Source organism: Streptomyces sp. DH-12, from assembly GCF_002899455.1.
In the GTDB taxonomy this organism is placed as follows: Bacteria; Actinomycetota; Actinomycetes; order Streptomycetales; family Streptomycetaceae; genus Streptomyces.
This window is the reverse complement of sequence record NZ_PPFB01000001.1, coordinates 4,264,398-4,283,401: the sequence shown is the minus strand read 5'-3', so window position 1 is coordinate 4,283,401 and position 19,004 is coordinate 4,264,398. Positions and strand designations below refer to the sequence as shown.

General features: G+C 74.3%; 16 protein-coding genes. 6 read left to right on the top strand and 10 right to left on the bottom strand.

Annotation, left to right across the window (positions count from 1 at the left end):
• Positions 1 to 121 precede the first annotated feature (121 nt).
• A complete protein-coding gene (locus C1708_RS18245; protein ID WP_106413677.1) occupies positions 122 to 394 on the top strand; it encodes a hypothetical protein in 273 nt (90 codons plus the stop codon).
• On the opposite strand, the gene C1708_RS18240 is transcribed toward C1708_RS18245, so the two are convergent.
• Both C1708_RS18240 and C1708_RS18235 read right to left on the bottom strand, forming a co-directional pair.
• Positions 376 to 1,017: an HAD family hydrolase gene (locus C1708_RS18240; protein WP_106413676.1), complete on the bottom strand. Its 642-nt coding sequence runs from the start codon at positions 1,015 to 1,017 to the stop codon at positions 376 to 378. The two genes, C1708_RS18245 and C1708_RS18240, sit on opposite strands and share 19 nt — an antisense overlap.
• Positions 1,018 to 1,048: 31 nt before the next feature.
• Positions 1,049 to 2,101, bottom strand: a complete 1,053-nt coding sequence (locus C1708_RS18235; RefSeq protein ID WP_106413675.1) for a hypothetical protein — start codon at positions 2,099 to 2,101, stop codon at positions 1,049 to 1,051.
• Between the two features lie 117 nt (positions 2,102 to 2,218).
• Here C1708_RS18235 and C1708_RS18230 point away from each other — a divergent pair, with 117 nt between their 5' ends.
• On the top strand, positions 2,219 to 4,903 hold the full coding sequence (locus C1708_RS18230; protein WP_106413674.1) for a helicase C-terminal domain-containing protein: 2,685 nt from the start codon (positions 2,219 to 2,221) through the stop codon (positions 4,901 to 4,903).
• A gap of 151 nt (positions 4,904 to 5,054) precedes the next feature.
• Entirely contained in the window at positions 5,055 to 6,698 is a 1,644-nt protein-coding gene (locus C1708_RS18225; protein ID WP_106413673.1) for a DNA repair helicase XPB, read from the top strand.
• 18 nt (positions 6,699 to 6,716) lie between these two features.
• On the opposite strand, the gene C1708_RS18220 is transcribed toward C1708_RS18225, so the two are convergent.
• The 5 genes from C1708_RS18220 to C1708_RS18200 form a co-directional block, all read right to left on the bottom strand.
• Positions 6,717 to 7,100 carry a hypothetical protein gene (locus tag C1708_RS18220; protein WP_106413672.1) on the bottom strand — a complete coding sequence of 128 codons (384 nt, stop codon included), beginning with the start codon at positions 7,098 to 7,100 and terminating at the stop codon, positions 6,717 to 6,719.
• A 162-nt stretch (positions 7,101 to 7,262) separates the two neighbouring features.
• Positions 7,263 to 8,075: an ABC transporter permease gene (locus tag C1708_RS18215; protein WP_106413671.1), complete on the bottom strand. Its 813-nt coding sequence runs from the start codon at positions 8,073 to 8,075 to the stop codon at positions 7,263 to 7,265.
• Entirely contained in the window at positions 8,072 to 9,049 is a 978-nt protein-coding gene (locus tag C1708_RS18210; RefSeq protein WP_106413670.1) for an ATP-binding cassette domain-containing protein, read from the bottom strand. The genes C1708_RS18215 and C1708_RS18210 overlap by 4 nt, the downstream gene beginning before the upstream one ends.
• Positions 9,050 to 9,318: 269 nt before the next feature.
• A complete protein-coding gene (locus C1708_RS18205) occupies positions 9,319 to 9,504 on the bottom strand; it encodes a hypothetical protein (protein WP_106413669.1) in 186 nt (61 codons plus the stop codon).
• Positions 9,505 to 9,620: 116 nt separating this feature from the next.
• Positions 9,621 to 10,574 (bottom strand): aldo/keto reductase family oxidoreductase, encoded by a 954-nt coding sequence (locus C1708_RS18200; protein ID WP_106413668.1) that lies wholly within the window; start codon positions 10,572 to 10,574, stop codon positions 9,621 to 9,623.
• A 102-nt stretch (positions 10,575 to 10,676) separates the two neighbouring features.
• Here C1708_RS18200 and C1708_RS18195 point away from each other — a divergent pair, with 102 nt between their 5' ends.
• Both C1708_RS18195 and C1708_RS18190 read left to right on the top strand, forming a co-directional pair.
• Positions 10,677 to 11,594: a helix-turn-helix transcriptional regulator gene (locus tag C1708_RS18195; RefSeq protein ID WP_106413667.1), complete on the top strand. Its 918-nt coding sequence runs from the start codon at positions 10,677 to 10,679 to the stop codon at positions 11,592 to 11,594.
• Between the two features lie 110 nt (positions 11,595 to 11,704).
• Positions 11,705 to 13,798, top strand: a complete 2,094-nt coding sequence (locus tag C1708_RS18190) for a HelD family protein (protein ID WP_241911280.1) — start codon at positions 11,705 to 11,707, stop codon at positions 13,796 to 13,798.
• A 127-nt stretch (positions 13,799 to 13,925) separates the two neighbouring features.
• Here C1708_RS18190 and C1708_RS18185 read toward each other — a convergent pair whose 3' ends face one another.
• The 3 genes from C1708_RS18185 to C1708_RS18175 form a co-directional block, all read right to left on the bottom strand.
• Positions 13,926 to 14,615 carry a copper homeostasis protein CutC gene (locus C1708_RS18185; RefSeq protein ID WP_106413666.1) on the bottom strand — a complete coding sequence of 230 codons (690 nt, stop codon included), beginning with the start codon at positions 14,613 to 14,615 and terminating at the stop codon, positions 13,926 to 13,928.
• 139 nt (positions 14,616 to 14,754) lie between these two features.
• Positions 14,755 to 15,432, bottom strand: coding sequence for a maleylpyruvate isomerase family mycothiol-dependent enzyme (locus tag C1708_RS18180; protein WP_106413665.1), 678 nt, complete (start codon positions 15,430 to 15,432; stop codon positions 14,755 to 14,757).
• Between the two features lie 235 nt (positions 15,433 to 15,667).
• Complete coding sequence (locus tag C1708_RS18175) at positions 15,668 to 17,899, bottom strand: ABC transporter permease (protein ID WP_241911279.1); 2,232 nt, start codon at positions 17,897 to 17,899, stop codon at positions 15,668 to 15,670.
• Between the two features lie 243 nt (positions 17,900 to 18,142).
• On the opposite strand from C1708_RS18175, the gene C1708_RS18165 reads away from it, so the two are divergent.
• Positions 18,143 to 18,784: a TetR/AcrR family transcriptional regulator gene (locus C1708_RS18165; protein ID WP_106413664.1), complete on the top strand. Its 642-nt coding sequence runs from the start codon at positions 18,143 to 18,145 to the stop codon at positions 18,782 to 18,784.
• Positions 18,785 to 19,004 lie beyond the last annotated feature (220 nt).

The window sequence follows — 19,004 nt, the reverse complement described above, 5'->3', positions numbered from 1 at the left end:
AACGGCTCTCGATAGCACTCGGGCGGGCCCGATCACCCGCCGGTACCAAGGCTAATGGTCTTCGAGCCGGTGACAAGACGTCACCGCGTCGTTCCCTCGCGCAGGGAACTACCCTGGTCCGGTGCGTGACAAAACCCAAGCGAATTCCGCCGCGCCCGGTGACGGTCTGGTCCGTGCCGGCGCCATCGTCTTCTTCATCGGCGCCGTGGCCACCCTGGTCACGGTCGCTCCGCTGTTCCTCGGAACGACACCCTTTCCGACGTACATGTTCGGGCTGAGCATGCTCATGGGGGTCGGATTCGCCGTCGCCGGTGCCGGAGTGCTGCGTTCCGCCGCCGCGGGACGGCGGCGGGCGCGCGCGAGTGCGGTTTCCGGTCAGCTGTCCGAGCAGTAGCCCGAGAACCAGCGGGGGAATTCCGTCAGATCGGTGAGGACGGCGTCCGCGCCGGCCTCCCGGAGCTCCGCGGCGTCGCACGGGCCGGTGGCGACCGCGACCGACACCGCGCCGGCGGTGCGCGCCCCGCGCACGTCGCCGGTGTGGTCGCCGACGTACACGGACGCGCCGTGCTCGCGCAGCGCCAGCGCCTTCTGCTCGGCCCACAGGTCGCCGATCACGGCGTCCGGCTCGATGCCGAGGTGCGCCAGGTGCAGTTTGGCGTTGGGCTCGTACTTCGCGGTCACCACGATCGCCCGCCCGCCCCGTGCCCGCACGGCGGCCATCGCCTCCCGCGCGCCGGGCAGCGCGGGCGTCGGCGTGATCGCGTACTCCGGGTACATCGCCCGGTACAGCTCCGCCGTCTCCGCGATCCGCTCGGCCGGGAACCAGTTCGCCAGTTCGTCCGCCAGCGGCGGCCCGAGCCGGCTGACCGCGAGATCGGCGTCGACGTACGTCCCGGTCCGCTCGGCCAGCGCCCGGTAGCAGGCCCGGATCCCGGGCCGCGAGTCGATGAGCGTCATGTCGAGGTCGAACCCGACGGTGGGCGGGGCGGGCGGAGCGGGCGGGGTCGTGGAAGCCATATGCGCCATTGTGCGACACCGTGGGCCGCGGTCAGCGTTCGCGTTGGGAGCGCCAGACCAGGAACAGGGCCGAGGTGATCGCCGCTGTGCGGATGATCCAGGGCCAGGTCTCGGTGAGGGCGGTGTTCATCTGGCCCTCGGGGACGGGGGCGCCCCAGCGGCCCGCGGTGCGGCCCCAGAGCCAGACGACGCCGCCGATGAGGGAGAGGCCCGGGAGGACGACCACCGCCGCCTTGACCTCTGCCGGGGTGAGGCGGCGGGAGGCGTAGGCGATGAGCCAGCCGAGGATCAGGGCGAACCAGTTGCCCAGCACCGCGCCCACGACCAGCAGGGCCGCGGCGGCCAGCAGCAGGGGGTTGCTCCAGCGGCGGGACGGCAGGAGCGGCAGGCGGCGGCGTGCGGGGGCCGCCTCGGGCGCGTCGGTGACGGCCGGTTCCTCGGGGGCGGGCTTCTCCCGCGTCGTCGGGGGCTGCTTGAGGAGTTCGGGGATCTCCACGCCGCCGATGAAGCCGGGCACCTCGTCGCCCACGCCGAACGGGCTGTCGTCCACCCGCCACCAGTCGGGCTGGGTCGCGCTGTCGCCGAGTTCGTCGGTGCCGGCGCGGTGCGGCGGGGACGGCGCGTCGGCCGGGGCGGCGGGCGGGGGCGGGGGCGCGGGGGTGGACGGGCGGGGGCGGGGGACGACCTTGCGCAGCATGCCGCCCACGGAGCCGCCGGGCTTGGACGCGGCGGGCTCGGACGCGGCGGGCCGGGGCGCGGCGGGCCGGGGCGCGGCCGGTTCGGCGCTCCGCTCCGGTTCGCGCTGCACCGGCACGGCCGTCGGCTGCTGCGACGCGCCCGGCGCGGAGCCGGACGTCGGGTCCTCCGCCGCGGCGACCACCTCGGTCGGTGTGCCGAGGCGGGCGATGATGCGGCGGACGGCCGCGGGCGAGTCGACCACGGCCCTGGCGCGGCGCCGGTCGATCTCGTCGCGCAGCTCCGCGACCAGCCGCATCCGTGCCGCCGACGGCAGTTGCCGTTGCTGCGCCACGTCGCCGACGCGGCTCAGATACTCGTAGACGACCTGGTCACTCTCGATACCCACGAAGTCCCCTCCGGGACGGATGCGTCGGGACACCGTCGCCCGACGGTACCGCGACGGCGGCGGGCCGGCCCAACTCCCGGCACGCCACGGACGTACCCACCCGCTAACGTGAGGCGGATGAGCACCGAGGAGAACCCCGCGGCGGCCCCCCGATCCCTCGCCGAGGCGCTCCGGGGGCGGGACGACGCCTCGCTGGCCGCGCTCCTGCGCAGCCGGCCGGATCTCATCACGCCCGTGCCCGCCGACCTCACCCAGCTCGCCACCCGTGCGGGCACGCGTGCCTCGGTGGTCCGTGCGCTGGAGCGGCTCGACCGGTTCGTGCTGCAGACCGCGCAGGCGCTGGCGGTGGCGTCGGAGCCGGCGACGTACGGGGAGCTGCTGGGGCTGATGGCGGGTGACGACGGTGACCCGGCGGTGTCCGCGGCGCTGCCGCACGCTCTCGGCACGCTCCGTGAACAGGCCCTGGTGTGGGGCGGTGACGACCGGCTGCGGCTGGTGCGCACCGCTCGTGAGCTGCTCGCGCCGTCGCCGCAGCACCCGTCGCCGACCGGTCTGGGTCCCACCGTGCGGGAGGCGGCCGCGGGGATCTCGCCGGGCCGCATCCAGGAGATCGTGGCGGCGGCCGGGCTGCCGTCGACGCACGACTCCGTCTCCGCCGTCGCCGCGCTGACGGACCTCTTCAGCGATCCGGAGCGGATGTCCGCGCTGCTCGACCAGGCGCCGAGCGAGTCGCTGGAGGTGCTGGAGCGGCTGGTGTGGGGCCCGCCGTACGGGCAGGTGACCGCCGACCCAGCGCCCCGGCTGCGGTGGCTGCTGGACCGGGGTCTGCTGCTGCCGACGGCGCCCGGCACGGTGGTCCTGCCCCGCGAGGTGGCGCTGCGGCTGCGCGCCGGGCGGGCGCACCGGACGACGGAGCCGGTGCCGCCGCCCGTGGAGGCGGCCGCCGCGTACCGTCCCCAGATCGTGGACGCGACGGCGGCGGGTCAGGCGTACACGGCGCTGGCGACGGTCGAGGAGCTGCTGAAGGACTGGCACGAGGGCGGTCCCGCGGTGCTGCGGGCCGGCGGGCTGAGCGTGCGGGACCTGAAGCGGACCGCCGGGGCGCTGGACGTGTCCGAGCCGGTGGCCGCGTTCTGGGTCGAACTGGCCTACGCGGCGGGGCTGCTGGCGTCCGACGGGGGTACGGGCGTCTCCCGCTCCTCCAAGGGAGCGGGGGAGGACGAGCGGTACGCGGCGACCCCGGCGTACGACGAGTGGCTGGAGCGGCCGGCCGGTGAGCGGTGGGCGCGGCTGGCGACGGCGTGGCTCGCGGCGACCCGGACGCCGGGGCTGGTCGGGGAGCGGGACGCGAAGGACCGCGCGCTGTCCGCGCTGGGCCCCGGTCTGGACCGTTCGGCCGCTCCGGAGGTGCGGCACCGGGTGCTGGCCCTGCTGGCGGGGCTCCCCGAGGGCGCCGCGCCGCACACCGGGTCGGTGCTGGCACGCCTGCGCTGGGAACGGCCGCCGCGCGTGGCCCGCACCGGGGGCGGCGCGCCCGCTCCGTACGCCCGCCGGACGCCGGGGCAGCCCGCCGAGGGGGCGCGGGAGCACCCGGACGAGCAGGGGTACGGGGGCGGCGGGGACGACGACGACCTGCGGTCGCGGCTCGCCCGCTGGACGCTGGCCGAGGCGGAGATGCTCGGCGTCACCGGGCGCGGCGCGCTCTCCTCGCACGGACGGGCGCTGATCGGCGCGCCCGCGCCCCGGCACCCGGAGGCGGAACCCGAGCCGACGGGGCCGGGCGACAAGCTGCCCGTGCACCACCGGCGGGTCCCGCCGCCGCCCGCCCTCTCCCCCGCCGAGCGGGCGACCGCCGCCGCGGCCGCCGCCCGGCTGCTCGAACCGCTGCTGCCCGAGCCGCTGGACCACGTGCTGCTCCAGGCCGACCTGACGGCGGTCGCGCCGGGCCCGCTGGAGCGGCCGCTCGCCGACATGCTGGGCGTGCTGGCGGACGTGGAGTCGAAGGGGGGCGCGACCGTCTACCGGTTCACGCCCGGCTCGGTACGGCGCGCCCTGGACGCCGGGCGGTCGGCCGCCGACCTGCACGCCTTCCTCGCCGCGCACTCCCGCACGCCGGTGCCGCAGCCGCTGGCGTACCTCATCGACGACGTGGCCCGCCGGCACGGACACCTGCGGGTGGGCGCCGCCTCCTCGTACGTGCGCTGCGACGACGACGCGGTGCTGGACGAGATCCTCGCCGACAAGCGCGCCGCCGGGCTGGGTCTGCGGCGGCTCGCCCCGACGGTGCTGGCCGCGCGGACCGACCCGGTGGGGCTGCTGGAGGGGCTGCGCGCGATGGGGTTCGCGCCGGCCGCCGAGTCGGCGGAGGGCGACGTGCTGATCGCCCGCGCGGACGCCTACCGCACGCCCCCGCGCACGCCCCCCGAGCCGGTGCCGGACGGGCCGCCCGTCCCGGACGACGCGCTGCTCTCGGCGGCGATCCGCGCCGTCCGCGCGGGCGACCTCGCCTCCACCGCGCCCCGCAAGCCGGCCGGCGGCGGCCCGGCGGGCGCGGAGCGCGGCGAGCCGCCCCGCACGACCGTCGCCGAGACCCTGGCCACCCTCCAGGCCGCCGTCCTCACCAACGACACCCTGTGGATCGGCTACGTCAACGCCGAGGGCGCCGCCAGTCAGCGCGTCATCGCGCCCGTCCGCGTCGAGGGCGGCTTCGTCACGGCCTACGACCACACGGCCGACGAGGTCCGGACGTACCCGCTGCACCGGATCACGGGGGTGGCGGAGCTGGCGGACGACGCCGGCTGACGACCGGGCCGGGGCGCCCGGTGGTGAAGGTCACGTGCGCCCCGGGGCGCGAGGTCGCGCGACGGGCGGTCCGGGCGGAATGCCGTCAGGCAAACTGGACGTTTGGCCGTGCAGTGCCCGTGCCGAGCCCGTCGCAGAAAGGCAGCCGCGCGTGAATGGTCCGCTCATCGTCCAGTCCGACAAGACCCTGCTCCTGGAGGTCGACCACGAGCAGGCCGACGACTGCCGTCGCGCCATCGCGCCGTTCGCCGAACTGGAACGCGCCCCCGAGCACATCCACACCTACCGGGTGACCCCGCTCGGCCTGTGGAACGCGCGGGCCGCCGGACACGACGCCGAGCAGGTCGTCGACGCGCTGGTGCAGTACAGCCGCTACCCCGTGCCGCACGCGCTGCTCGTCGACATCGCCGAGACGATGGACCGCTACGGCCGGCTCAGCCTGGTCAAGCACCCCGCGCACGGCCTGGTCCTCACCACCACCGACCGCCCGGTGCTGGAGGAGGTGCTGCGGTCCAAGCGCGTCGCCCCGCTCGTCGGCGCCCGCATCGACCCGGACACGGTCGCCGTGCACCCCTCCGAGCGCGGCCAGATCAAGCAGACCCTGCTGAAGCTGGGCTGGCCCGCCGAGGACCTCGCCGGGTACGTGGACGGCGAGGCGCACCCGATCGAGCTGGCCGAGGACGGCTGGGCGCTGCGCCCGTACCAGAAGCAGGCCGTGGAGAACTTCTGGCACGGCGGCTCCGGCGTCGTCGTCCTCCCCTGCGGCGCCGGCAAGACGCTGGTCGGCGCGGGCGCGATGGCGCAGGCGAAGTCGACCACGCTGATCCTCGTCACCAACACCGTCTCGGCCCGCCAGTGGAAGCACGAGCTGGTGAGGCGGACGTCGCTCACCGAGGACGAGATCGGCGAGTACAGCGGCACGAAGAAGGAGATCCGCCCCGTCACCATCGCCACCTACCAGGTGCTGACGACGAGGCGGAAGGGCGTCTACCCCCACCTGGAGCTGTTCGACTCCCGTGACTGGGGCCTGATCGTCTACGACGAGGTGCACCTGCTGCCCGCGCCCGTCTTCAAGTTCACCGCCGACCTCCAGGCCCGCCGCCGGCTCGGTCTGACGGCCACCCTGGTGCGCGAGGACGGCCGCGAGTCGGACGTGTTCTCGCTGATCGGCCCGAAGCGGTTCGACGCCCCGTGGAAGGAGATCGAGGCGCAGGGCTACATCGCGCCCGCCGACTGCGTGGAGGTCCGCGTCAACCTCACCGACTCCGAGCGGCTGGCGTACGCGACGGCCGAGCAGGAGGAGAAGTACCGCTTCTGCTCGACGACCGCCACCAAGCGACGGGTGACGGAGGCGATCGTCCGCCGGTTCGCGGGGCAGCAGATCCTGGTCATCGGCCAGTACATCGACCAGCTCGACGAGCTGGGCGAGCACCTGGACGCGCCCGTCATCAAGGGCGAGACGTCCAACGCCCAGCGGGAGAAGCTGTTCGAGGCGTTCCGGCAGGGCGAGCTGAGCGTGCTGGTGGTCTCGAAGGTCGCGAACTTCTCGATCGACCTGCCGGAGGCGACGGTCGCCGTCCAGGTGTCCGGCACCTTCGGGTCACGGCAGGAGGAGGCGCAGCGGCTGGGCCGCGTGCTGCGGCCGAAGGCGGACGGCCACCAGGCGCACTTCTACTCCGTGGTCGCCCGCGACACCGTCGACCAGGACTTCGCGGCGCACCGCCAGCGGTTCCTGGCCGAGCAGGGGTACGCCTACCGGATCGTGGACGCGGAGGAACTCCTCGCCGAGAGCTGACCGGTCCGTCGTCGCACGTCACCCCTCGGGCAGGTGGCACACCAGCGCGAGGACGGCCGGCCAGGGCAGCAGCGACAGTCCGGCCAGCCAGAGGCGCGGCACCGTCCAGCGGCGGGTCCGGGGCAGCAGCCACGCGGCGGCGCAGGCGGCCACGCCGAGGAGGCCGCCGAAGAGCAGGGTGCCGTGCACGACGTCGAGGGCGGTCGTCAGGGCCGGCGAGCAGTCGTCGGGGCCGCAGCTGTCCGTCGCCATGACGGAGAGCGCCCCGAACAGCAGCGCGAGCGGCGCCAGCACCGCCCCGAGCACGGTGGCCACGGCGGGCGCCACCCACGCGCGGGGGTCCCGCTCGGCCCGGTGCCGCCGGTCCGGCGGGACGGCGGGTGCGGCGCTGTTGCGGTTCATACGGCCAGTGAAGCGGCCCCGGGGCGACAGGCGCACCGGGGCCGCTACTCGATCCGGCGGGCGTACGCGTACTCAGACGGTCCGCCCGCGGGGTCGTCCTCGTTCCGGGTCGCGGATGCCCCGCTCGGGGTCGCGGATGGTTCGCTTCGGGTCGCGGGCGGCTCACTTCGGGTCGCGGGCGAACGAGGACGTCGACCAGACGTAGCCGAGCACCACCAGCACCGCGCACCAGGCCACGGCCAGCCACCCGTTGTGTCCGATCCCGCTGCCCAGCAGCAGCCCTCGCAGGGTCTCGATGGCCGGCGTGAACGGCTGGTACTCCGCGACCGGCCGGAACCATCCCGGCATCCCCTCGACCGGGACGAACGCGCTGGACAGCAGCGGCAGCAGGATCAGCGGGGTCGCGTTGTTGCTGGCGGCCTCCGCGTTCGGGGCGCCGAGCCCCATGCCGACCGCGATCCAGGTGAGCGCCGTCGCGAACAGCACCAGCAGACCGAAGGCGGCCAGCCACTCCAGCGCCGTGGCGTCGGTGGAGCGGAAGCCGATCGCCACGGCGACCGCGCCCACGACGACCACGCTCAGGACGGCCTTCAGCACGCTGCCGACCACGTGCCCGACGAGCACCGAGCCGCGGTGGACGGCCATCGTGCGGAAGCGGGACACGATCCCCTCCGTCATGTCCATCGACACGGACACCGCGGTGCCGATCGCGGTGGAGCCGATGGTCATCAGCAGCAGCCCGGGCACCAGGTAGGCGACGTACGCGGACCGGCCGCCGCCGCCCAGCCCCGCGCTCATCACGTCCCCGAAGACGTACACGAAGAGCAGGAGCAGCATGACCGGCGTGAGGAGCAGGTTGAGGGTGAGGGACGGATAGCGCCGCGCGTGCAGCAGGTTGCGGCGCACCATCGTGGACGAGTCGCGCAGGGCGAGGGAGAGGCCGCTCGGGCGGGCGGGGGTGTCGAGGGCACTCATCGGACGGCCTCCTTCGAGGGGGCGGAAGAGGGGGCGGGGACGGCGGCGCCTCCGGTGAGGGCGAAGAAGACGTCGTCGAGGTCGGGGGTGTGCACGGTCAGCTCGTCCGCCTCCACACCGGCGGAGTCGAGCCGGTCGAGCACGGCGCGCAGTTCGCGCTGGCTGCCGCCGCTGGGGAGGCTCAGGGTCAGGGCCGCGTCGTCCGGGGCGGCCCCGGACAGGACGGCGGCGGCGGACCGGTAGCCGGCCGGGTCGGTGAAGCGGAGCCGGACGTGTCCGCCGGGGACGATCCGCTTCAGCTCCTCCGCGGTGCCGTCGGCGGCGATCCGGCCGTCGTGCAGGACGGCGATGCGGTGGGCGAGCTGGTCGGCCTCCTCCAGGTACTGGGTGGTGAGGAAGACGGTCACCCCGCCGGTGACCAGCTCGCGGATGATGCCCCACATGGTGTGACGGGAGCGGGGGTCGAGTCCGGTGGTGGGCTCGTCCAGGAAGATGATCCGCGGACTCCCGACCAGGGTCATGGCGATGTCGAGCCGGCGCTTCATGCCGCCCGAGTAGGTGGACGCGGGCTTCTTCGCCGCGTCGGCGAGGTCGAAGCGTTCCAGCAGCTCGGCGGCGACCTGCCGGCCCTCGCGGCGGGGCAGGTGGTGCAGGTCCGCCATCAGCAGCATGTTCTCCTCGCCGGTGATCAGACCGTCGACGGCGGAGAACTGTCCGGTGACGCCGATCACGGCCCGCACGGCCTGCGGGTCGGCGGCGAGGTCGTGCCCGCCGACCCGCAGGTCGCCCGCGTCCGCGCCGACGAGCGTGGAGAGGATCTTGACGACCGTGGTCTTGCCCGCGCCGTTCGGCCCGAGCAGGGAGAAGACCGTGCCTTCCTCGACGGCGAGATCGACGCCGTCGAGGACGGTCTTGTCGCCGTACGACTTGCGCAGCCCGCTCGCCGCGATGGCGAGGGGAGTGTCGGACCGCATGAGCTCTCCTTTGCGTCGCAGTGTTTTTCTGACATCGAAAACGCTACGGTGCGTTCACGAGCCGGGCAACACGCTTATTGCATCGGAAAGATGTTTATGCAGTTCAATGCTAGGAAATCGTTGCAATCCAGTGTCGCACAACGCAACGGAATGAGGTGCGATCGTTGCAATGAAAAGGAGGCGAACGCTATGTCGGCGCCTCATTCGGGAAGGCGGGGGGGGCGGCGCAGGCGCGTGGCCTGCCACGCGCCTGCGCCGGAAGGGAGGAGCTAGCGGCGGCGGACGCCGGCCTCCGGGCCGTACTCGCCGAGGACGATCACGTCGAGGGCCGCGCCGAGGAACACCTTCGCGGCGCGCAGGACGTCACCGACGCGGTGCGGATGACGGCCCGGGACCGGGGCGGCGCCGCTCGGGCGGACCGGCGGACTCGTGGGGTGCACGGTGGCTGCGCTCATGTGTCCAGGGTCGCCCTCCGGCCCCGGTACGGGCATCGGCCCACGGGACCGGACCGCCGGGCCGCCGCGTACACCCGCGGAACGAGCCGTCCCTCTCAGGCAGGACGGGGTCGCCCCTAGGGGGTGGTGGCCCCCGGGGCGCCCCCGATCGTGTCGAGGGCGGCCAGGTCCTCCTCGGTCAGGGTGAGGCCCGCGCCGGCGACGTTCTCCCGCAGGTGCGCCACCGACGACGTGCCCGGGATCAGCAGGATGTTCGGCGAGCGGTGCAGCAGCCAGGCGAGGGCGACCGCCATCGGCCGCACGCCGTGCCGGTCGGCCACCGCCGACAGCGTGGCCGACTGAAGGGGCGTGAACCCGCCGAGCGGGAAGTACGGCACGTACGCGACGCCCTGCTCCGCGAGCCGGTCGATCAGGTCGTCGTCCTGCCGGTGGGCGAGGTTGTAGAGGTTCTGCACGCAGACGAACGGCGCGATGGTCTCCGCCTCGGCGACCTGGGCGGCGGTCGCGTTGCTCAGGCCGAGGTGCCGGATCAGGCCCTCCTGCTGCAGTTCGACGAGGGTCTCGTACGCCTTCGCCGGCGAACCCGGCCGCGGTCCGGTGGCGTCGCCGAGCCGCAGGTTGACCAGGTCCAGGGTGTCGACGCCGAGGGTCTCCAGGTTCTCGTGGACGGCGCGGCGCAGGTCGTCGGGCTCGCGGGCCGGGGGCCAGCCGCCGTCGGCGTCCCGGCGCGCGCCCACCTTGGTGACGATGTGCAGCGTCTCCGGGTACGGGTGCAGGGCCTCGCGGATCAGCCGGTTGGTGACGTGCGGGCCGTAGGCGTCGGCGGTGTCGATGTGGGTGATGCCGAGGCGCACGGCCTCGCGCAGCACGGCGAGGGCGCCCTCGTGGTCGGCCGGCGGGCCCATCACGCCGGGCCCCGCGAGCTGCATGGCGCCGTACCCGAAGCGGGTGACGGTCAGGTCGCCCATCGTCCAGGTGCCGCCGGGGAGGGTGGCCGGGTCCGTGGTCGTGGTCGGTTCCGTGGTCGTGGTCGGTTCCGTGGTCGTGGTCGTGGTGCGCGGTGTGGTCATGTCCCCACGGTCCGCCGCGGGCGGCGGTCCGCCCAGTTCCCCGCCGATCCTGGGAGTGACAGGACCAGGATCGGAACGCCCCGCCCTCTTACGCTGGAACGCATGTCTGAGGAGAACCGGCTCGGCGACTATCTCCGGGCGCGCCGGGAGCAGGTGACCCCGGCCGACCTGGGACTGCCGTCCCACGGCGTACGCAGGGTGCCCGGACTGCGCCGCGAGGAGGTCGCCCTGCTCGCGGGCATCAGCTCCGACTACTACCTGCGGCTCGAGCAGGGCCGCGACCGCAATCCGTCCCCGCAGGTCCTCGACGCGCTCGCCCGGGTGCTGCTGCTCGACGACACCGCCACGGCGTACCTCCACCAGCTCGCCGCGCCCCGGCCGCGTGCCCGGCGCCGGCCGTCCCGGCGGCCCGCCGTCCCGCCGGCCACGGCGCAACTGCTGGAGTCGATCGGCCTGCCGGCGTTCGTGACGGACCGGACCCTCGACGTGATCGCGGTGAACCCGCTGGCCGCCGCGCTGGTGCCGACCGTGCGGGTGGGGGAGAACCGGCTGCGGTCGTTCTTCCTCGACCCGGCCGAGCGGGATCTGCACGCGGACTGGCCGGCCACGGCCGCGCAGTGCGTCGCCGTGTTCCGGAAGCGGCTGGGGCCGGACGCGGACGATCCGCGGGTGGTGCGGCTCGTCGGCGAACTCTCGCTGGCGAGCGCGGAGTTCCGGAAGGTATGGGCCCGGCACGACGTGCGGCCGGTCGTGGACAAGCCGATCCGGATGAACCATCCGCAGGTCGGCGAGCTGAGTCTCACCCTGTCCAAACTGGACATCGACGGCCCGGACGGGCTGATGCTCGCGGCGTACCACGCGGCGCCGGGCAGCGAGGACGCGGAACGGCTGGCGCTGCTGGCGTCCCTGACGACGGGGCCGGCGCGCACGACGGGACCGGCCCGGCGCGGGGCGTCCGGCGCGGACCGCCGTCCGGGTCGCGCCGAAAACGGTTTGGACCGCCCCCGCCCCACGACCTAGAATCTCCGCTCTCTTCCCGCCTCCCTCACGGAGCGCCGCCGTCCGGACGGAAACCGGCCGGCATTCCTTCCTCGCCGCACACCCGCAGCAGGTCCTTCGGAGGCACCCCCTTGTCCGCGTCCACGCCCGTAGACGAGCCCGTGAACGACCCCGTGGCCGGTCCCACCGCCCCGGCCGACGGCCCCCTCGCCCGCGAACGCGCCCACCTCACCGCGTCCCGCTCCGCCCTGCGCGCCATGCGGGAGGACGTGGAGGCGCTCGACATCCGCGACGTCACGGCCAACTGGGTGAACGCGGAGGTGCTGCAGCACCAGATCGAGGAGCGGATCAAGGCGCTGGCCGACCTCAGCGACACCCCGCTGTTCTTCGGCCGCCTCGACTACCTGCACGCGCCGGGCGCGGAGCGGGCCGAGGGCGCGGAGGGGGAACGCTTCTACATCGGGCGTCGGCATGTGCACGACGCGGACGGCGACCCGATGGTGATCGACTGGCGTGCGCCGGTGTCGCAGCCGTTCTACCGGGCGTCCAAGAAGGACCCGATGGGCATCGGGCTGCGCCGCCGCTTCGGCTACACCGGCGGCGACCTCACCGCGTACGAGGACGAGCACCTCTCCGACCCGGCCGAGGCGGCGACCACCAGCAAACTGCTCCAGCAGGAGATCGAGCGCCCGCGCGTCGGCCCGATGCGCGACATCGTCGCCACCATCCAGCCGGAGCAGGACGAGATCGTACGGTCCGGGCTGTCGGGCAGCGTGTGCGTGCAGGGCGGCCCCGGCACGGGCAAGACGGCCGTCGGCCTGCACCGGGTCGCGTACCTCCTCTACGCCCACCGCGAGCGCCTGGCCCGTACGGGCACCCTGGTCGTCGGACCGAACCGCTCCTTCCTGCACTACATCGAGCAGGTGCTGCCCGCGCTGGGCGAACTCACCGTCGCCCAGGCCACGGTGGACGACCTGGTGGCGCACGTGGAGGTGCGCGGGACGGACGACGCGACGGCGGCGACCGTCAAGGGCGACGCGCGCATGGCGGAGGTCCTGCGCAGAGCCCTCTACTCCCACGTCACGATGCCGGCGGAACCGGTCGTGGTCGTGCGCGGCTCCCGCCGCTGGCGCGTTCCGGCGTACGAACTCGAGGAGATCGTGCGGCAGTTGCTCGACCGGAACATCCGCTACGGCGCCGCCCGTGAGGCGCTGCCGCAGCGGATCGCGCACGCGGTGCTGGTGCGGATGGAGCGGTCGGGCGAGGCGCCGGACGACCGGGTGCAGGACGCGGTGGCGCGCAACGCGGCGGTGAGGGCCGCGGTGAAGGCGGTGTGGCCGGCCGTGGACCCGGCGAAGCTGGTGCTGCGGCTGCTGGGGGACGCGGAGTTCCTGGCGGAGCACGCGGAGGGGCTGCTCGACGAGCAGGAGCAGAAGGCGATCCTCTGGGCGAAGCCGGCGCGTTCGGTGAAGTCGGCGAAATGGTCGGCCGCGGACGCGGTGCTGATCGACGAGGCGGCGGACCTGATCCAGCGCACGCCCTCGCTGGGGCACGTGGTGCTGGACGAGGCGCAGGACCTCTCCCCCATGCAGTACCGGGCGGTGGGGCGGCGCTGCACGACCGGCTCGGCGACCGTGCTGGGCGACCTGGCGCAGGGCACCACCCCGTGGGCGACGCGCAGTTGGGAGGAGGCGCTGGCCCACCTGGGCAAGCCGGACGCGGTGGTCGAGGAGCTGACGGCGGGCTTCCGTGTCCCCACGGACGTCATCACGTACGCCTCCCGCCTGCTCCCGCACATCGCCCCGGGCCTCACCCCGGTCGCGTCGATCCGGGAGAACCCGGGCTTCTTCGAGGTACGCCGCTGCGAGGGCGGCCCGGACGACGTGGTGGCCGCGTGCCGCGAACTGCTGTCCCGCGAGGGCTCGGTGGGCCTGATCGCGGCGGACCCGCGCATCCCGGACCTGACCGGGGCACTCAGGTCGGCGGGCCTGCCCCACGTCGCCCCCGGCGAGGAAACGACGGCCACCACCCGCCTCACCCTGGTCCCGGCTTCCCTGGCGAAGGGCCTGGAGTACGACTACGTCCTCCTGGACGAACCCCAGGCGGTGGTCGACGCGGAACCCGACGAACGCACGGGCCTCCGCCGCCTCTACGTCACCCTGACCCGAGCGGTGTCGGGCTTGATCATCACCCACTCGGCACCGCTGCCGACGCAGTTGACGTGAGCAGCCCGCCCTCAGCGGGCAGTCGTGCCTCCCCCCGGTGCTCCGGAGTCCGGGGGGCGCAGCCAGGCGGTACGGATGGACGCGGACGGCACTCGCAAACGCCGCCCGGCCCGGCGTCAGAAGGGCCTCAGCTCCCCAGCACCGCCCGCCACCGCGCCACGGTCTCCGCCGACACCGGCCCGCTCCAGCCCTCCGGGCGGGCCGCGCCGCCGATGTGGAAGGCGTCCACCCCCGCGTCCAGCAGCCCCGGTACGTGTTCCAGCCGCAGGCCGCCGCCGACCAGCAGTTGCTGGCCGTACCCGGGCTCGCCGCGCCGGCCCGCCTCCGCGCACAGGACGGGCAGGCCCGTGTCCACGCCCTCCGCCGAGCCGGCGGTCAGGTAGGTGTCCAGGCCGGGGAAGTCCGCGAGCTGCTTGCGCACCGCGTCGCGGTCCGCCGCGTGGTCGATGGCACGGTGGAACGTCCACCGGCACCCCTCCAGCTCGCGCGCGACCCGCTCCACCGCCGCCAGGTCCACCTGGCCGTCCGCGTCGAGGAAGCCGAGGACGAACTCCTCCGCCCCCGCCTCCCGCATCGCGCACGCCGCCGCGGCCAGCCGTTCCACCGCGCCCGCCGCGAAGCCGTCCGCCAGCCGCAGCATGACCCGTACCGGGATGTCCACGGCGGAGCGGATCGCCGTCACCGTCGCCGCGGCCGGTGTCAGGCCGTCCGCCGCCATGTCGGTGACCAGCTCGAGACGGTCCGCACCTCCGGCCTGGGCGGCGACGGCGTCCTCGACGTCGAGGGCGATCACCTCCAGGACTGCACGCTTGCTCATGGGGCCCCATTCGTCGGCTCGGAACGGCTCCTACAGGTCTAGTCCAATCTAAGCCTACGCCCGGGCCCCGGCCTGCGGTTCGTCCACCCGCCGGTCGTCCGATCGCCCGGACGTCCGATCGCCCGGACGACCGGTCCGCTCACCCGAAGATGTTCAGCTCCGCGGCCTCCGCCCCCGCCAGTTCGTACGACACCCCGTCCACCGGGCGTCCCGCGTACAGCCGCATCAGCGTCGGGCCGTCCCCGATGAAGCGCGCCGGGGGCCGCTCCCCGGACGCGTCGCCCAGCCGTACCGGCTCGTCCGCGTCGTCCAGGTCGGCGTGCAGCGGCACGTGCCCCCGCGCGCTGGTGACCTGCGCCAGCAGGGTGAGCGCGAACGGCAGCCCCGCGCCCGCGTACGCCCCCGGCTCCCCGAGCGCGACGCGCACGTCCCCGGCGTGCACCCACTCGCCGAGCGCCACCGCGTCCAGCGGTCCGTCCGCCTTCGCGATGACCGGCCCGGCCTCGGTCATGCCGCGTTCCAGTTCGTCGAGGACCTGGGCGTGGGTCCAGCCGGCCCGCTCGTCGATGTCCCGCTGGTTGCTCTCGGGCGAGAACACGTCCTTGCCGTACCGGCCCTCCACCACCCGGGACAGCGCCGCCGAGCAGTGCGCCAGCACGTCCCGCACCGTCCAGCCCGGACACGCCGTCACCGGCAGCGCGAAGTCGCCCTCGTCCCTCCCCCGCAGCAGCGGGAGCAGCGCGTCCCGCTCGACGCTCAGCAGCCGTCCCGGCAGTTCGGGGTCCCGTACCTCGTGCACATCCGCAGGAGTCGTCATGGGGCCACGGTAGTGGCGGGGGCCGGAGGGCGTCCCGGGTACGGGAAGCAGGTGCGCCCCCGGCTCACCCGGGGGGATCACGTCGGGGCCGGAGGCGGACGTTCCCGCCCGGCGGCGCCCTCCGGAGGACCTGCGGGCGGGAGGCCGGACGAACGGCGCCGCGGCCCCCCGTGCGGGGGTCGCGGCGACAGGCCGTCCGGGTCTCCCGGCGCGTCAGGGGACCCGGACGGCCGGGTCAGTTCGCCAGCGCGGGTTCCGCGTCGTCCGCGTCGTCCTTCTTCGGGGCGTCGGCGGTGACGCCGTCATCGGGCGTGCCGGAGCCGAGGTCCCCGGAGGCGACCGGCGGGTGCGGCGCCCTCTTCTCCCGGCGGGCCAGCCACAGGTCCACCAGGAACTGCAGGACCAGTCCGGCCCCGCCCCAGACGGCGACGGTCAGGAGGTTGCCGCCGATGCCGTGACCGTCGAAGTAGACCAGCGAGCGGACGGTGTCCACGGCGGCCGGCAGCGGCAGGACGTCCTGGAGGGGGCGGAACACGTCCGGCACCATGTAGACGGACATGCCGCCGCCCGAGGCGGGAACGCCGGCGAGCATCAGGACCAGCATCACGGGGACGATGGCGGCGAGGCCGAACGTCCGGGTGAAGACGCCGGTCACCAGGGAGACGCAGAAGATGGTGGCCGCGCCGAAGCCGATCATCTCCAGGGCGTGGCCGTTGACGGCTCCGATCAGGACGTCGAAGAGGAACCACAGCCACAGCGCCATGCCGGCCGCCCAGCCGGCGAGCTTCACCACGAAGTGACGCAGCCGCGTCAGCTCCGGCGCCCCGCCGCGCAGCACCGCCATGATCAGGAAGCCCGCCATGATCCACGACATGCCGGCGTACATGCTGTTGCTGCCCATGGTGTCGTTCTCGGTCAGCGGCTTGACGTCGGTCAGTTCCAGGGGGACCTTCTGACCGGCGGCCACCTGCTGGAACACCGCCCGCAGCGCCGTCTGCTGGCTGGATCCGGCCGCCGAGGAGCTGTAGAGAACGGCCGTGTCGTCCGCCGTGGCCGGCAGGACGTAGGCGCCGACGATCTCCTGCTCGAGGATCTGGTCCCGCGCCGCTTCGGCGGAGGTGCCGGTCCGGATGTCGAGCATGGCGCCGAGCTGGGGCTTCAGCCCTTCCACCGTCCGCTCCGCCTGTGCGGCGTCGGCGGCGACCACCACCACGGGCATGTCATGGAGCTCCGGGCGGTGCATCGCGGCGCTCATGCTGCCGACCACGCCCACCAGAATGGCCAGCGGGAAGGCGATCGCGGCGAAGTAGCGGACCTTCGGCGACCGCACGGGGCCGCCGGCCAGCGCGGGCAGCGGGGTGCTCACGTCGTCGACCGGAGGCGCGGCCGGGATCACGGTCCCGGAGCGGCGCTCCTTCAGCAGCGCGAGCAGGAAGGCGACCACGATCCACACGGCCAGCGGCGTCAGGTAGCCGACGACGCCTCGGTCGTCGAAGTACAGCAGGGAACGCAGGGCCTCACCCGCGGCGGGCAGGGGCAGCACCCCGTGCAGCCACTGGAAGAAGCCCGGCATGCTGTGGACCGGGAGCGCCAGGTTGGACGCGGGCATGCCGAAGACGACCCACAGCAGCATCCCGAACAGGACGGCCAGCGGCCCGACGAGCTTGGTGAAGAGGAGCTGCGTCATGCCGACCGCGCCGACGGCCAGCATGCCGACGCCGAGGAACTGCAGGTAGTGGCCGTCCACCGCTCCCACGACCGGACCGAGGATGATCCAGATGACGGTGCTGGTCACCGCCGCCCAGCCGACGAGGAGCGGGACGAACCGCCGCAGGGTCAGCAGGAACGGCAGGGACATCGTCAGCACGCTCAGCGGCACGTAGCCGGCCAGCATCATGCCCATGCCCGCGAAGAGGACCGCGACGCCCGACAGGTCGCCGTCGGGGAGCGGGGCCGCGTCCTCGGTGGTGATCTGCCACTGGTTCTCGGCGGCCACCGGAGTCAGCAGGTGCTGGACCGTGCTCGCCGCGGAGGCGCCCCCGGCCGAGGCCGTGTGGATCACGGCCTCGCCCCGGCCCCCCGCGGGTATCTCCAGGGCACCGGAGACCTCACGGTCCTCGATCAGGTCGAGCGCCTCGCCGGCGGTGGCGACCAGCCGCGGTTCGAGGGGGTCGCCCGGCAGGGAGTCCAGGGCGGCGACGGTCTTCTCCGCCACCTGCCCCGATCCCACGACGGCCACCGGGACGTCCTTCGGGGCGGGCGCGTGCATGGTCCCGACGTAGGTCGCGTACATCATCGTCACCATCAGGAAGGGCATGGCGAAGAGGGCGACGTAGCGGCCGATCCGGGTCTTGCGGTCTTCCACCCGGGGCGTGCCGGGCAGGCCCGGGCCGCCGGTCGGGGCGGCGGCGCCGGACCGGCCGGGTGAGGGGCCGCCGGCGGGCGGGGCGGGGGCGGAGGGTTCCACGAAGTCTGGCTCCTTGTCGGACTCGTCGTAGGCGGGCGGGGCCGGGGGAAGGCCGGTCGGCCGGCTCGGCCGTGGAGAGGTGCGGTGATCGCGGGCCCCGGGCCCGGCAGCGGACCGGCTCCCAAAACTAAGTCACACGACTTACGAACAGGGTCCTAATGTAAGTCATGTGCCTTACGTTCGCGGACGTGGGTTACGTTGGCGATTCCGCAGGGCGCGGTCAGCAGGAGATGACGACTACCGATGGCCAGATCAGAGGCGGCGCGCACCGCGCTGCTCGACGCCGCCGAACGCCTGTTCGTGCAGGTGGGCATGTCCCACGTCTCGGACCGCAAGATCGCCGAGATCGCGGGGAACACCAACCACTCGGCCGTGGGCTACTACTTCGGCGGCCGCGAGGGTCTGCTGCGTGCCCTGCTCACCCGTCATCTGAGGGACCTCGAGGAGCCCCGCCGGGCGATGTTCGAGCGCTCCGACTCACTCCTGGACGACGTACGCGCCCTCGTGGTGCCGGTGACCGACGCCCTCGCCGAGCTGCCGCAGCCGACCTGGCGGGCGCGGTTCGTCAGCCAGGCGATGCACGATCCCACCGCCACGCACCTGCTCCACGGCATGGCCGAGGACGCGCCGACCGCCACGCTGATCGTCCGGTCGGTGATCTCCCGCCTGGACCACCTGCCCCGGGAGATCGTCCGCGGCCGGGCGCTGCTGATGACCCGCGTCGTCATGACGTGCTGCGCCGACATGGAGGAGCGCGCCGAACGGGACGGCCGGACACCGCACTGGCACGCCGCCGGCGACTTCCTGTCGGACGCCCTCACCGGGATGCTGACGGCTCCGGTGAACAGGCGCCCGGCGGGGGCCGAGGGGGGACCCGTCTTCTGAGGCGCTTCCGGGGAGCCCGGAGGAAGGGGCCGGGCCGCGACGTCCGTCCGACCCTGGCGCCGAGCGCCGGCCGCGGCCTCGTCCGCGTCGAGGTGACCGGCGCCCGGCACCACCGGCCGCCCGCGGACGCGCCCCGCCCGCCCGCCGGTCCGGAAGCGGGGACCGGCGGGGGCTGCGGCTGGTGTCGCGGCCCGTGAGCCGGGTCCGCGTCGTGCCGCGC

What these genes read in the sequence shown, in the direction of transcription:
- C1708_RS18200 (WP_106413668.1), bottom strand. Translation starts at nt 10,574, where the DNA reads ATGACCACACCGCGCACCACGACCACGACCACGGAACCGACCACGACC.
- C1708_RS18185 (WP_106413666.1), bottom strand. Translation starts at nt 14,615, where the DNA reads ATGAGCAAGCGTGCAGTCCTGGAGGTGATCGCCCTCGACGTCGAGGAC.
- C1708_RS18195 (WP_106413667.1), top strand. Translation starts at nt 10,677, where the DNA reads ATGTCTGAGGAGAACCGGCTCGGCGACTATCTCCGGGCGCGCCGGGAG.
- C1708_RS18205 (WP_106413669.1), bottom strand. Translation starts at nt 9,504, where the DNA reads ATGAGCGCAGCCACCGTGCACCCCACGAGTCCGCCGGTCCGCCCGAGC.
- C1708_RS18220 (WP_106413672.1), bottom strand. Translation starts at nt 7,100, where the DNA reads ATGAACCGCAACAGCGCCGCACCCGCCGTCCCGCCGGACCGGCGGCAC.
- C1708_RS18210 (WP_106413670.1), bottom strand. Translation starts at nt 9,049, where the DNA reads ATGCGGTCCGACACTCCCCTCGCCATCGCGGCGAGCGGGCTGCGCAAG.
- C1708_RS18165 (WP_106413664.1), top strand. Translation starts at nt 18,143, where the DNA reads ATGGCCAGATCAGAGGCGGCGCGCACCGCGCTGCTCGACGCCGCCGAA.
- C1708_RS18230 (WP_106413674.1), top strand. Translation starts at nt 2,219, where the DNA reads ATGAGCACCGAGGAGAACCCCGCGGCGGCCCCCCGATCCCTCGCCGAG.
- C1708_RS18240 (WP_106413676.1), bottom strand. Translation starts at nt 1,017, where the DNA reads ATGGCTTCCACGACCCCGCCCGCTCCGCCCGCCCCGCCCACCGTCGGG.
- C1708_RS18215 (WP_106413671.1), bottom strand. Translation starts at nt 8,075, where the DNA reads ATGAGTGCCCTCGACACCCCCGCCCGCCCGAGCGGCCTCTCCCTCGCC.
- C1708_RS18180 (WP_106413665.1), bottom strand. Translation starts at nt 15,432, where the DNA reads ATGACGACTCCTGCGGATGTGCACGAGGTACGGGACCCCGAACTGCCG.